Raw genomic sequence first — 14,948 nt, 5'->3', positions numbered from 1 at the left:
CACTTTGACAAAAATAGGATGGAATATTTTAATTAAGCACTATAAGCCCATGTTAAATATGCTGAGTACTCCTTTATGGTCTGTCGGCCAGGTACCGGAAGGAAGTAAAAATTTATCCTGCCCCTTTTCTTCTTCCCGTTGATTTCTTACAATACTACCAGAAGGTCCTACCACAATACTTTTCTGCAGTTGCAGTTTTTTGTCCGGATAGAAGTATATATAATCTATCCTTTCTCTTTCATCGGCATCTGGCGCCCAGGCCAGTTTTTTCACTTCTACTGCTTTATTATCTGCCGGAAAGGTAAATCCGGGATTTTTTTCGGGAGATGGATACCTGACGCGGTAGCTGTCTTTATATCCTTTGTCCTGCAACATCACGGAGCAAGTCCATGGTACAATCATTCCATGATGATCGAACAGGTCTTTGGTAGATGCTGTCCAGTCGAGATGACTTGCTTCGTTAAAATCTCCCCCCAGGAATACCAGTCTTTTTGCCCGAATATCCTGATCTGCTGCTTGTATAAATGCGGCGATGCCTTCGTCTCTTTTAGACGCCAGGTTAGATGCCATGATAGTATCCAGGTTGGTGCAGGGCGCTGTCATCTTTTTCCAGGTCACACCATCATATCCGCGGGGCAGGTACACTGCATAGTTCAGATAGTCGAGGTGAGCAGAATACACCGCTACTTCCCGGCCATGCACATTTGCGATCAGCTTGCAGATCTCTCCGTTTTCACTGAATATCACGGCGCTGTCGGTGATAGGGTAACGGCTCAGCAGGCCCGCCCCCTGGCTGAAAAAGGAATAATACTTTTTACCTTTCCCGGCGAGAGAGGCCAGCAGTCGGTCACACAAGCGAGTGTCCTTATAATTCCTGACTTCACTTAAGGTCACAAAGTCCGGATCTATGGCAGCAATTTCGTCTACAATTCCCTGATAACCGCCCGGCACCATGGTACCTTCCTGCCAGATATTCAGTTGCAGCACAGATAAGCGTATATCTTTCACCATTCCTTTAGTTGACAGTCCGAGAAAACATGCGAAGAGCAGCAAGCGCGATTTTAAATGTCTCATAAAAATATAAATGGCCATGCCGGCCTTAAAAATTGTGGAAAGTATTTATCATGTTCACTGCCAGGAAAAATACTAATAAAAAACAAAACGGCGCATAAGTAACGGCAAAAAAAATCCCGGCTATCCTTTGCAGGACAACCGGGGATTCTTATTTAAAAAAATTATTTCACTGCCACTACCGGCTTTTCATATCCGTCTTTCTTTGCTTTCTCCGCCATTGTATTCATTCTTTTTTCCGTGTCAGGGTGAGAAGAAAACAGTTGAGATTTCTTCTTTTTATCGCCGCTGTCTTCCTGAGAAGCTTTCCATAATTTTTCGAAAGCGATAGACATGCCCCATGGATTGAGCTTAGCTGCTTTCAGGAATTCATAACCATAGTTATCTGCCTGGCTTTCCTGGTTACGGGAGTAGGCGGAATTCGCTACTGCTTCACCCAGTTCTCCCAGTTGTGAATCGCTTAATGCACCGGCTGTACCACCTTGTGAAGAGGCGCCGTCTTTCAGCGCGGAAGTCAGTAATGCAGTTTTAAATGCGTCTTTAGAGTCTTTGTTCTTCACATGACCGATTTCATGGCCGATAACGCCCATTACTTCATCATCTGTCATGGTTTGCAGCAACCCTGCGCAAACACGTACACTACCATCTGCACAGGCAAAAGCATTGATATCTCTTACCAGGTACACTTTGAAGTTCAGGTTCAGTCCTTCATAATTAGTTGCCTTATCGGTGAGTCTTTTTAAACGCTGTGCCATGGCGTCATCTGCAGGGGCTACCGGGTTGTGTGCATCCATCCACTGAATATACTCTTTGGTATACTTAATGACATCGTCATCGGTGAGAGTAACAGCTTTCACCGCCTTGGCGCCGGCTCCCAGCGTTTTAGTATTTAATTTTAATTGTGCATTTGAGGCTACAGCAAATGACATGGTCAAAGCGCAAACGAGGCTTAAACGTACGAAAACAAACATAGTTTATGTTTTTACTTGTTTTGAGAATACGGGTTAAACGGCTGAATAATATAGGTTCTTACGGGGCGAAGATAATAGATTTTTGTATGTTGTCCATATTGTTATGATGCCATACTTTATCGCGGGGATTGCTTTAAAGAAGTCCTAAAGGCAAAATCCGTCCTAACAGCTGTTTACATCACATCATTTTCAAAAGAGCGTATCGCACGTTTTAATGGTTCTCCTTTGTATTCGGCTGCCAGCTGCATTCTCCGCAGTCCTATCTTTATATATTCTTCCTGCATTTCAATGCCTATACAATTTCTGCCCAGTTCTTTTGCCACAGTGCAGGTAGTGAAAGTGCCTGAAAAAGGATCCAGTATGATATCGCCCTCGTTGGAGCTGGCCCTGATGATACGTTCCAGCAATGCCACCGGCTTTTGGGTAGGGTGATTTTCATATTCATCCATGCGGTAACGTACGCGGGCAAAATCCCAAACGTTGCCGGGTACCTTTTCGGTACTATAGGCAGCTGGTACCGCTTTCCTGTAATCAATCAGTTTTCTCTTTGCACCCGTTTTGGCTTCTATCAGGATATCGGCTGCATTGAAGGTATAATTCGTTTTATCTTTCACAGCATATAAGATAGGTTCATACATGGAGCCAAAGTATTTACGGGCCTGCACTCCAGAGCTGTCGTAGCTCCATACAATCCTGGAGAGAATGTTTATTTTCTGCCGCAGGTAGATATCGAAATAAGGCATGAACTGCGTAGCGGTCATAACGTATAGGCTACCATTAGGTTTCAGCTTTTGCAAACAAAGGTCCAACCACTGGTAACACCAGTCCAGGTATGCTTCTTCCGTATCCCATTTTTCAATATGTCCATTAAAGTTCTTGCCTATGTTATAGGGAGGATCGGCGAAGAGCAGGTCTACTGAGCTATCCGGCACCATTGTTTGCAATGCCTGCAGCGCATCGCCGTGGATGATTTTATGTTTGGCTGTCCCGAATATTTCCATGCTGATTCAATTCTGATGGTGAATTTAGACAAAAAAAGGCCAGGATAAAATACCCTGGCCTTTTTTCGTATCAGAATCTGCTTTAGAAAGTAATCCAAACAATATATGCCTTTTTTCTGCTGCCTTTACGTTCTATCATCAATGTAGCATAGGATTTTTGATCTTCGCTATGTGTATTCATTTCCAGCATGCTAAACCGCGATACATCTTTTGCTTCCGGATCACCAAACAGGTACGTCTTTTTCACAGCGTTGCCGTCATGATAAGCCAACATGGTATTAGCTGCACTGATGGCCCTCATTCCTTTCTTCCTCCGGTAATTTTCCGTTGAGTCTTCTGCGTTCCGGGGAAAATCATTGAAGATGGCATATCCCCTGTTATTGGCAAACATATAATCATAAGAAAAGAATCCAGCGTTATAGTTACCACTGTTTATCATCCCTTTCCGGAAAGTCCAGCTGGTTTGAGGCCTGCGGTGTATAAAATAAAGATCAATCCAACCGGCACTCAACTGTAATTTGGCAATGGCATAACTGCCGGACATTTCTTTACCAGCGTCATTGATACGCACTACGCCGATATCACCCAGTGTGGTACTAATAGAGGTGCGGTCACCGGTCCTCATTTGTCCGTTTACAAATGTGGTGGTAGTGGTATGATTTACCTGTGCATCCAATTCTTCATACATGAGCGTGATCGTGCTGTCTGTATTTAGTCTGAAATCCTGGATCACTCCATAGTATGGCTTTTTATACTTTAAGTGATCCTTAGCATATTCTGATAACTGCGGATGATCAATGAAGTACTTGTTTTTTACCGCTAACACAAACGGGTCTATTATATTCATCTGTAATACCATATTTTGCTCACTGGTATACATGGTGTATGGTTTTTCAGCGACTTTAGCATTTACTGCCGCAAGCATGTAAAGAGTTTTATTCACCAGGTTATACTTTAATGCTACATCTGGTTGCACACGGCTATCCGGGTAATCCAGTAGTTTATATTCAAATTCCTTCGTTCCTTTTGTGAGACGGGAAATCATCACCGTGGATTCTTTTCCGCCAGAAGCCCTGGTATTATAAGCGAAAGATGATACAAACACAAATTCGTCTCCATGCACATACATCTCCATAAAGTTCAGGTATTTATAGGCCCCCTGGGGAGATTCATAAAACGCCTCATTCAGTTTTTTGTGATCAGGGCTGTAATGTGTGACCTTTATGCGTTCATTACGGTCATGGGCAAACGAATTAAAAGCTGCAACTGCATAATATTCAGATTCAGGATCTTTGCGTACATAAAAATCGGGCGTTGGAACACTGCCAAACATAAGGCTATAACCGGATTTCATGCCAACGCGGGGCAAATCACCGATAATGTCTTCTTTCAACAGTTTGCCGGTATTACCATCAAAAATAAAGCGATAGAGACAAGGTTTCTTGCTTATATACTGCCTCAGGAATACCACGGCCTGGCCATTCATTTCAAATAACCCTTTCAATGCGGCATTCCCCATTTTTTTCTGTTTCCAGGATCTCACCCGGTTATGCTCCATCGGAGATTCATGGTGTTTGTTATTATACACCACTACTTCGATTCCTTTCTTACGGGTGAAATGGAAAAACAGCGTGTTCCCATTTTTCATGAGTAATAACCTGCTGGCGCCGTCTTCAGGTTCATCAAAAGATTGGCTACGTACAACTTCGGGGGATTGGGCAGGAAGTATTACGGGTAACATCAGGCTGCAAAGGCAAGCCAACAAAATATTCTTTAGCATGGCGAGTAAATAAATAAAATACTTAAATGGCGCTCAAATATATATTTTAATATTAATACACTGTAATGAATATTCTATCAATTACATCTCAAATTTTCATGTCTGCCAGAAAAATCACAACATTGTACTATTTAAAATTCGCTTATATTTCATCTGTAAAAGCACGTATCGTTCATCCATGAATATTGGTCAGCAAATATTATTTTTTGTTAGTGCCCTGGGCGCTTTTAACGGCATGATCCTTAGTCTTTACCTTTTCTTTAGTAAAAGAAAAAAAACGCTACCCACTATATTTCTGTCTATACTACTGCTGACACTGAGTTTTCGGGTCATTAAATCCGTCTTTTTATATTTCCATCCTTCACTACCTAAAATATACCTGCAGATAGGGCTATCGGCCTGTTTTCTTATTGGTCCTTCACTGTATTACTTTTTCAGGTCAGCAACACAAAAGCTGACCGCCATTCCTGATTCATGGAAATGGATCTGGGGTGCGCTGGTAGGGATCATTATCTTAACAGGGGTTTTTATTCCGTACCAAACTTATCCTGATACCTGGAGACATACAATTACTTATGTGATATATGGGCAATGGATGATTTACCTGGTAGCCACCGGCGTTCTGTTAAAAGATGTATTAAAGACTTTTATTGTAAATGCAGTGGCACTCAATGAAACAGATAAATTCTGGCTCTTGTTGTATCTGAGTAACTGTGTGATCTGTATAACATATATATTGTCGTGGTCGGGAGTTGCCTGCTACCTGTATATCAGTGGCCCCGTTTTGCTTTCCGCGCTATTATATCTGGCCATTTTCTATCAGCTAAATGGTGCAAAATTTGAAAATACCCGGTTGTCCATCAAAGCAGAAAAAAAGAAAATAGCGACTACAGATGCATTGGTATGGGTAGAAAAATTAGAAAGTGTGATACTAGATAAGAAACTATATCAGGATCCTAACCTTAAGTTAAACGATCTGGCGAAACATATCAATATTACCCCGCATCAACTATCACAATTGCTGAACGACAATGTCGGCAAAAGTTTTTCTACCTATATTAACGAATACAGGATCCGGGAAGCCTGCAAATTAATTACCTGCAACAATCACCTCACTTTTGAAGCCATCGGATATGAGGTAGGCTATAATTCGAAATCAACATTCTATGCTGCTTTCAGGAAAATAAAGGATACCACGCCGGCACTTTATAAAGAAAGCCTTGAAAAAAGCCATTAAATACTTCACTGATAACCAGTCAGATACAATTTAGATAGTCCGGTTTTATAAATCCGTACGCCTGATTTCCGGATGTCAAACCCCGACTGTCTGTCTCCTCATTACGTTTGCGGAAAACTGTTGATGATGACAAAATTTTGCCTGGTATTTAGCCTGCTGATAGTAGTCTGCTTTTCCGTTAATGCCCAAATAAATATCAAAGGAAAAACGGTTGATGACAAAACCGGTCAGGGCATCGGGTTCGTTTCCGTTAGCCTGCTTTCACTGAAAGATTCCACCCTGATCAAAGGGCAGGTCACCGATACTGCCGGTATTTTTGAACTACCGGGCCTCCCGAACGGCAGGTATACCCTGTTGTTTTCCTCTTTTGGGTATAGCAAATTATATAGAGATGTGATACTTGAAAATACCTTAAGTAATACGATCTATCTTGGAGATGTTTCCATGTCGATGGTTGCCAGCCAATTAAACGAAGTAATTGTAAGTGGACAAAAACCTGTCTTCCAACGACTGGCAGACAGGTTGGTCCTTAATATTTCCGGCAATCCACTTTTCACTGCTGCCGCCAACACCTTCGATATTCTGAAAAAAATACCAGGCCTGCGGATAGATGGAGATGGTACACTTCAAATGTCCGGAGGAATAACGCCTGATATATTCATTGACGGGAAGCCGGTTCCCATGAGTCCGGAAGAATTGCAAAACTATCTGGCCAGTCTTTCGCCCGATATGATAGCATCTATCGACATCATTACCAATCCTTCTTCCAAATATAATGGCGAATACAAAGGCATTATTGATATTAAGCTGAAACGTGACCTCACACTGGGCTGGAAAGGCAACATCAGCAGCAACATCCAGCAAAATGAATATCATCTGGCCGATAATAATTTGTCGCTCACCTACAAAACAAGGAAGATCGCCTATACCGCCCGGCTGGGTTATACCACCGGCAAAAGCATCTACCAGTATGCTGCCTTGCAGCATCTGGCCAATACCAACATAATGGCCACCAACACCAGGGTGTTAACCGGCAACAATAATTTCAACTATCAACTGGGCGCAGACTACAGCTTTGCAAAGGGGCAGCGTATTGAGATCATGGCCCGCGCCTTTCAGGCAAACCGTGACATCTATTCCTTCAACGTCCTCCATACCACGGATGCCACGGCGCAAAAACTGGTTGCTGAAACCTACAGCGTTAATAACGGAGGCCCCAAACAGTATACTTATGCCGTCAATCTCAATTATAGCGGCCAACTGGGTAACACTCAGCTCGAAATATTGTCTTCTCTCCTAAAAATAAATAACCAGCAAAATGAGGATATACAAACAAAAAATGCCGTTACCCACTATCTCCTGGACTACTGGAAAACCGATCTGAAGAATGATATCCTGATCCGTTCTGTACAGGCAGATCTTTCAGGAAATGCCGGTAAGGGGAAATGGAGCGCTGGCGCCAGGTTTGCTTTTACTACCACAAAAAACAAACTCCGCTATGATACCCTTACCCACGCAGCCATTTTTGTGCCCGACAGCAGTCGCACCAATAATTTTCAATACGATGAATACATTTCGGCAGGATATATTGCTTATGAAGGTGCTGTTAACAAATGGAGCTATGGCGTGAGTCTGCGGGCAGAACATACGCACAGTACGGGCAATGCTATTTCGCAGCACGAGCTCACAACAAGAGATTATTTGACCTGGTTACCCGGCTTCAGTTTTACGTTTCCGCTCCGCCCCTCCCAGCAACTCCACCTCTCCTACAGTCGGCGTATGACCCGTCCCAGCTTTGCTCAACTGAATCCTTTCCGTTTTTATAATAGTCCGCTAAATTACTATGTGGGCAATCCTTATCTGCTGCCGTCTAAAACAGATATGTTTACGATTGCTTACACCAGACGGGCACTTAACATTTCCGTGTATTTGGGCAGAGAATCGGACCCTATGACCCGTTATCCCGAATATGACAGCATTACCAATGTACTGCAATACCTCGGCAGAAACTTACCCTATAATGATTTTGGTGGCATTGACGTAAGCTTTCCTCTTACCATCTATAGCTGGTGGAAAATGAATCATACCATCAGTGGGACCTATAAAAAAGAGGAGACACCTTATCACGGCGTAACCTATGCTATTCCTGTATTTGACTATACTATTTCGGGCAGCCAGGTATTTACATTACCCAAAGGAATCACTTTCGACATCTCCTATTTTTACCGCTCCGCAGGGGGACGCGGTCTTTATACCGTCAAACCGATGGCCAGTGTTGATCTGGGGGTTCAGAAAACCTGGATGAAAGGAAGACTAAATTCCAGGATCAGCTACTACGATATGTTTGACACCTATTTTATTCGCTTAAAGTTCCGGGAGAAAAGTATCATTGATAACCAGCTACAGCACTGGAATGGTAACCGGAAGATGGCTATTACCCTCAGTTATAGCTTTGGAAAATCTACGCAGAAGAGCAAACAGGAAAATAAAAATGAGGAAGAGAAAAGGGCGGGTATGTAACAATTTTATGCGTGATAGATTTTTAAATAGGGAAGGGCTTTTTTAGTTACGCCCTTTCCTATTAATATCCATCTTAAGAAATCCTAAACATCCGTTACTTCATTGACATGGTATATGAAATTATGTTCCTCCATAGCACCTTTCAACTGTACCCCGCCAATAATTGCATCCTTACCGGTAAAACCAGCCAGGAAGGCCTCTATTTCCGGTTTCGGGAAACGTCCTCCAAGGTATACATGCGGTATATGGTAAACACCTTTTAAAGATTTGTTTGCAGGTTCTGTTGAGTGTGTTGAGATGACCTGCAATGTTTCATGCTCATACAAAGGATCAAAAGAGCATATACTCATACTGCCCAAACTTAATTTTTTTAGTTGCTGCAAGCCTGGCACAAATTCAATTGATTTGATTTTAGAACATCTTGACATCGTGAGCAATTTCAACTCCGGTATCTGTTGTAAGCTGCAGGCATCTTCTTCCTGAAAGCATCTTAAACCCAGCAAATTCAGGATTTTTAGTCCCTTTATATTCAGCAGCACTTTATAATCAGATGGCTGCGTATAACTTATACTAAGATTTTTTATAAAAGGAATATTAGCCATAAATGCCAGATCCTTCAACTTCCCAATACACAATCCCAATGAGTCCAGGCCATTTAGCCAGACAATTTTATCCACATCTTTTTGAATGCCGTTCAAACTAAGTCGCTTCAGCTTCCGGAGGCTTTCTATTGGCAACAGCGAAGCCTTGCATTTCAATGGAGCTATTAATTCCAATGATTCCAGCAATGGCATCTGCTCCAAAAAATTTACATGCTCCCAGTTTCCTTTTCCACCAATTGACAAATGACGTACATGAGAAAAAAGCCCCCAGTCGATCCGTGTAACGTCCGCATGGCTATAGAAAGCCAGCCTCAGATCCGGATACTTATGCATTGCTTCTGCAACCGCCATCAAAGATGCCTCGGGCAAATGATCATTAATTTGCAACACCTTTTTTAATGCCATCAGCTCCGCGTTCTCCAAATCTTTAATGTGATTAGCTCTCAGCGAGGGTATGATCGGGTCGATATCTCTTCCCAATTCAAAAATAATATTGCCTGGATACATCTTCTATTCTTTCTCATTATTAAATCCGGGAACAATTTCGGCTACTTTTCTTAAATAGCGTTTGCTTACCAAATTAATTGTACGTAAAATATAGGGCATGTAAAGAAGAAGGTATAATAATAGTTGAAGGCATCCAACCGTCAACTGTTATTATACCTGCAACACACATGCTACTCAATAACCAGGGTTCTGAGATAACTGTGGATTTTTATTTCTTTCTTCTGCAGGGATAGGCCACAGATAATGACGCTTATCGAAGCTATTCAGTGCAGGATTATTACCACCATATTTCCCGGCAGTCCAGTATTTCACGATTTCATCTGCAAATACATCCCATCTGATCTGATCCATGTACAGGTGTCCCCACTCGAAAGCCAGTTCACGATAGCGTTCCTCATGCAGAAAATTCCGCATTGCCTGCTGATCTGCAATAATAGTTTTATGTTGTACCACTTCCAGCGCCTGTATAGTAGGCATGGCAACACTGGGACGCTGACGCACTTTATTAATATAGGTGGCGGCTTCTGCGCTGCGATTCAATTCTATTAATGTTTCTGCGTACAATAATAAAACATCTGCATACCTGATCAGGATCATATTACCCGGGCTGTCACCGGCAGTGAGATCTAATTTCCCGATGACATATTTCACCGTATTATGCCCGTTTTCATTCGCATATTGTTGTAGATAATTTACACCACTCTGGCCGGTGCGGGCCTGAAATTCTGCAATGTAGGGGGTGTTTTCATACCATACCGTCCACGCCAGTCGCGGGTCCCGGTTGTTGTATGGTTTAGATGGATCAAAGGCCGGATCTGCGGATGCATAGGTAAACTTATAGCGGTAAGCATTTCCTGCTGCTACCCTGCTAACAAAGGTGCTGGTTACCGGATAACCATTGGTGGTTTCAAATAAATTGGTATAATCTTCTGTTGGTGTTACGTAACCAAATCCCGCGGTGGATATCAGCGAGGTGGTATTGGGCGCGGCAAAACGCACATAGGAATTACCTTCTTTTACACCGCCTGCATATTGAATTTCAAAAATCGACTCTTTGCCATTTTCTGTAGACGGCCAGAACAAGTCCAGGAACTGAGGTTCCAGTTCATAGTCTTTATCCACATTAATTACTTCATTTAATTTAGCTGCTGCTTCCGGCCACATTTTTTCATATACATATACCTTACCCAACAGCGATTTAGCCGCTCCTCTACTGGCTCTTCCCAGCAGCGATTTTTTGCTGCGATAAATAGTAACAGAAGGTAATAGTGTTTCTGCTGTTTTAAGATCAGCGATGATAGCTGCTACTACTTCCGACTTTTTATTGCGGGGCGTAAAGAGTTCTTCATATTTTAATACGCGTGTGATCAGTGGTACATCTCCATACAGATTAGCAAGATAAAAATAGGCGAGTGAGCGGAGAAATAACGCTTCTCCTTTCAACCTGTCATGCATGGCCGCCGAGAGTGTTACATCTTTGGCATCAATATGATCTAACACCAGGTTGGCTCTGAACACTACCCGGTACCACGCTACCCATAAAGTTTGCCCCATTAACCAGCCATCAGTTATACCAAATATCCCGTTATCATATTGTCCAAAACGTGTGTCTCCAAAACCGGCATAGGGAGTAGCGATATCCGTCATCGGAAAAAAACTCAATTCCCTGTCGGCCTGCATCGCATCATAAATACCATTTACGGCACTGGTGAAGTCATCTTCTGTTTTATAAAAATTAGTTTCTGAAAGATTATTTTTCGGGTAAGATGATAAAAAGTTTTTCTTACATCCCGATTGCGTCAGACAGAGAATACACAGTAATAAGGTGAAAAGCTTTAATATCTTTTTCATAACTGCCGATTAAAGATTTAGAAAGTAAGTCTTGCGCCCAGGGTGATCGATTTGGCTACCGGATATGCGTCTACTCCTCCGCGGGAGTAAGCATTAATACCACTGGGCTCTGATGGTTTCATTTCAGGATCATAACCAATAAATTTAGTCCAGGTAACTAAATTGGTGCCGTTGGCATATAATCGCAGCGACTGTATCCGCAATGGTGCTATCCATTTTTTAGGCAGGGTATAACCTATCTGTAGATTTTTAATCCTCAGATAAGAGGCGTCCTGCACCAGGTAACTACTCCAGATGGCATCTCCCTTTACTGCACCGGCAGCGGGTGTTGTACCACTTGTTACATTGCCGTCTTTATCAAGTATCGCCCTGTTATCCCAGTAATACCTGTCTATGTTATTATCTTCTCCTTCCCCATTCCCACCAAATACTGACTCAACAAGCATGTCCTTGTCTTTCTCTCCCTGGAACAAAATAGAAACATCGATTCCTCTCCAGCGAAATGCAGCATTAAAGCCATATACATATTTCGGCAGATAGCTACCGATAACAGTTTTATCTGCATCTGTAATCTGTTTGTCGTTGTTCAGATCCAGGAAACGTACCATGCCGGGCCTGTCGCCGCTGCGATGAGGGTTTGCATTGATTTCATCCCTGGTTCTCCAGATGCCATCTGTCTGAAAGCCCCAGTAAGTGTATAATGGCAGCCCCTCATCTGATTTCAGGGGTCCGGTCAGCATTGATTTTACACCGCCCAGGTTTACCAGTTTATTTTGATTGTGGGAAAGATTAACCGAAGCACTGTAATTAAAATCTCCGATGTTATCCTGGTACCGCAACAATACCTCCCAGCCTTTGTTCTGGACTTCTCCGATGTTCACTACCGGACCGGAAGTAAAGCCAGCAGTGAATGGAATGGTGGCGTCCAACAGCATGTCTGTTGTTTTCTTATTGTATACATCTCCTTCAAAGGTGATGCGGTCGTTGAACAAGCCTAACTCCAAACCAATATCAGTAGTGGTGGTAGTTTCCCATTTTACGTTTTCGTTAGACATCTGGTTGGGGAAATATGCCGGTTGTCTTGTTTGCGGATTACCGAATACTGCACCGCCGGTAACATCAATGGTGCTGATCCACGAATACGCCGGAATATTGGCATTTCCCAGCTGTCCCCAGCTACCCCTGATTTTCAAGTTGCTGACGGCTTTCAATTGCTTCATGAATGGCTCCTGTGATACGCGCCATCCCGCAGAGAAGGATGGAAAAATGCCTTGCTGTTTACCCGGTGCGAACACGGAAGAACCATCTCGACGTATATTGGCCTGGAACAGGTATCTGTCGTTATAGGAATAATTGATGCGGCCAAATTGTGAGGTGAGGGAATAAGGATCTACATATCCGCCGTTGATGGCGCCCAGTGTATTACCTGCGCCCAGCACCTGTAAATCGTTGTTGGGGAAATCCGTTTTCGAAGCATCAAACTGGTAGCCATCCCCTTTTTCGTAAGACACGCCGAGTAATGCGTTGAGACTGTGTTTTCCGAAAGTTCTCACATAGGTTAACAGGTTTTGTACTTCCCACACATAACTTTCTTTGGATAAATTACGTAAACTGGCAGTGGCTCCCTGCGCCAGCGGAGTAGTGTGATTAAGATCTGCAGGAGAATAGATAGCCCATTTGCTGGTCCATTCTTCATTAAAATTATTCATCACAGAACCATTTACTACGAGTCTGTATTTTAATCCCTTTATCAGGTCTACTTCTGCAAAAAGATTTCCGAAGGTTTTATTACTCCGGGAAAGATTATCCAGGATGTCATTGGCGATAGAAGGTGTTTTCCAGGTAGTATTTGTAATATAGGCTTCGCCGGAATATCCGGGACGTGGCGCGCCGGGAAGTCCATCAGGATTATAAGCAGGGATGGTAGGTGGTGCCGCCGTAATACCATTTAATGCAGCGGGCTGCGAAGATGAAAACGCAGTGATGGTAGTGGTATAAGCCGAGCGGATATAACTGAGGTTAATACCTGTTCTGATATGATCTGTGATCTCCTGTTGAAAATTGATACGGGTATTAATTCTGTCGAAATTTKTGCCGATGATAGTTCCCTGTTGATTAACATAACCTATTCCTATGGCGTACTGGGTTTTATCAGTACCACCGCTCACACCGAGGTGATAATCCTGTATAGGAGCTGTACTGAATACGTAGTCAGACCAATCCGTCCACTGCGTAATGGTTTCAGGCGCAGTCGCATCCACCCAGAAAGGGGATTTACCATTGTATTGCCGGGCTTCATTCTGATGCCGGGCCCACTCGGGACCATTGAGGTAGTGCGGCTTTTTAGTTAGTGACTGCCACCCGTTTTCTGATTTAAATTCTACAGATGCTTTACCGGCTTTTCCTTTCTTAGTGGTGACCAGCAGTACTCCATTCGCTGCCCTTGATCCGTAGATGGCTGCAGCAGATGCATCTTTTAACACGGTAATCGACTCTACATCATCCGCATCGATGTCATTCATATTGCCTACAAAGCCATCTACCAATACCAGCGGGCTATTACCGGATTTTACAGAGCCTACGCCGCGTACTTTTATATCGGCGCCTGCTCCCGGCTGACCAGAAGTCTGCGTTACCTGAACACCGCTCATACGTCCCTGGATGGCCTGTCCCAGATTAGTAGTGGTTACCTTACCCAGGTCACTTGCATTCACGGTACCCACAGAGCCGGTGAGGTCCGTTCTTTTTGTAGTGCCGTAGCCTACTACTACAATTTCAGATACTGATTTAGGTTGCTCCTGTAATTGAATATTCAGGGATGTCTGGTTGCTGATGACTATTTCTTTGGCAGCAAAACCTACATAGGTCAACACCATTGTCTGTCCCGGGTTTGCGTCAATTTCAAAGTGACCTTTGCTGTCGGAGATAGTAGCTGTTTTGGTGCCTTTGATGATGATGGTTACACCAATCAATGGTTCTTTTGTTTCCTGGTGTATAATGATACCGGATATCTTCTGGCGGGCCACCCGCTTAACTGCATTATCCGTTGCAACTGGATTCGGGTCCAGTACAATTGTTTTATCCACAATATGAAAACCCAGGCCTGTTGACGACAAGCATTGCTGCATCGTTTCTTCTACTGTACTATTTCTTACACTGACATTTACTTTACCTGCTTTTTTAACTTCTTCGGCAGTATACAGAAACAGGTAATCTGTCTGTCGTTGTATTTCTCTAAAAACATTGTCCAGGTATACGCTCTTCAGGTTGACGTTGATTTTTTGTGAATAGGCTTTGGCAAACGATTGCACTGCCGAAAAGGTGAGAAAAAGAAAGATCAGTTTGGTGAACCTGACCCATTTCGTTCTGCCATTAGCAGAGCAGACAACTCGAATTTTCATACGTGTG

General features: G+C 43.1%; 9 protein-coding genes. 2 read left to right on the top strand and 7 right to left on the bottom strand.

Annotated features, from left to right (window positions below; translation table 11 throughout):
- Window positions 1-39: 39 nt before the first annotated feature.
- From AC1DCV_RS00140 to AC1DCV_RS00125, 4 genes are all read right to left on the bottom strand, one after another.
- Entirely contained in the window at window positions 40-1,074 is a 1,035-nt protein-coding gene (locus AC1DCV_RS00140; protein ID WP_477021306.1) for an endonuclease/exonuclease/phosphatase family protein, read from the bottom strand.
- A 161-nt stretch (window positions 1,075-1,235) separates the two neighbouring features.
- Entirely contained in the window at window positions 1,236-2,042 is an 807-nt protein-coding gene (locus tag AC1DCV_RS00135; RefSeq protein WP_477021305.1) for a M48 family metallopeptidase, read from the bottom strand.
- Window positions 2,043-2,215: 173 nt separating this feature from the next.
- The gene (gene yhdJ, locus AC1DCV_RS00130; protein ID WP_477021304.1) at window positions 2,216-3,043 is read right to left on the bottom strand and encodes an adenine-specific DNA-methyltransferase; all 828 of its coding nucleotides are present in this window, start codon (window positions 3,041-3,043) and stop codon (window positions 2,216-2,218) included.
- Window positions 3,044-3,125: 82 nt separating this feature from the next.
- Window positions 3,126-4,823, bottom strand: coding sequence for a hypothetical protein (locus tag AC1DCV_RS00125; RefSeq protein ID WP_477021303.1), 1,698 nt, complete (start codon window positions 4,821-4,823; stop codon window positions 3,126-3,128).
- A gap of 178 nt (window positions 4,824-5,001) precedes the next feature.
- Between AC1DCV_RS00125 and AC1DCV_RS00120 the strand changes: the two genes are divergently transcribed.
- Both AC1DCV_RS00120 and AC1DCV_RS00115 read left to right on the top strand, forming a co-directional pair.
- The gene (locus AC1DCV_RS00120; protein WP_477021302.1) at window positions 5,002-6,060 is read left to right on the top strand and encodes a helix-turn-helix domain-containing protein; all 1,059 of its coding nucleotides are present in this window, start codon (window positions 5,002-5,004) and stop codon (window positions 6,058-6,060) included.
- Window positions 6,061-6,183: 123 nt separating this feature from the next.
- Window positions 6,184-8,580, top strand: a complete 2,397-nt coding sequence (locus AC1DCV_RS00115; RefSeq protein ID WP_477021301.1) for a TonB-dependent receptor — start codon at window positions 6,184-6,186, stop codon at window positions 8,578-8,580.
- An 83-nt stretch (window positions 8,581-8,663) separates the two neighbouring features.
- On the opposite strand, the gene AC1DCV_RS00110 is transcribed toward AC1DCV_RS00115, so the two are convergent.
- The 3 genes from AC1DCV_RS00110 to AC1DCV_RS00100 form a co-directional block, all read right to left on the bottom strand.
- Window positions 8,664-9,689 carry a hypothetical protein gene (locus AC1DCV_RS00110; protein ID WP_477021300.1) on the bottom strand — a complete coding sequence of 342 codons (1,026 nt, stop codon included), beginning with the start codon at window positions 9,687-9,689 and terminating at the stop codon, window positions 8,664-8,666.
- Window positions 9,690-9,863: 174 nt separating this feature from the next.
- Window positions 9,864-11,540, bottom strand: coding sequence for a RagB/SusD family nutrient uptake outer membrane protein (locus tag AC1DCV_RS00105; RefSeq protein ID WP_477021299.1), 1,677 nt, complete (start codon window positions 11,538-11,540; stop codon window positions 9,864-9,866).
- Between the two features lie 17 nt (window positions 11,541-11,557).
- On the bottom strand, window positions 11,558-14,941 hold the full coding sequence (locus AC1DCV_RS00100; protein WP_477021298.1) for a TonB-dependent receptor: 3,384 nt from the start codon (window positions 14,939-14,941) through the stop codon (window positions 11,558-11,560).
- Between the last annotated feature and the right edge of the window lie 7 nt (window positions 14,942-14,948).

It is taken from the genome of Chitinophaga sp. 10T418, assembly GCF_056394125.1.
The sequence above is the reverse complement of the archived record's forward strand: the minus strand, read 5'-3'. Positions and strand labels throughout refer to the sequence as shown.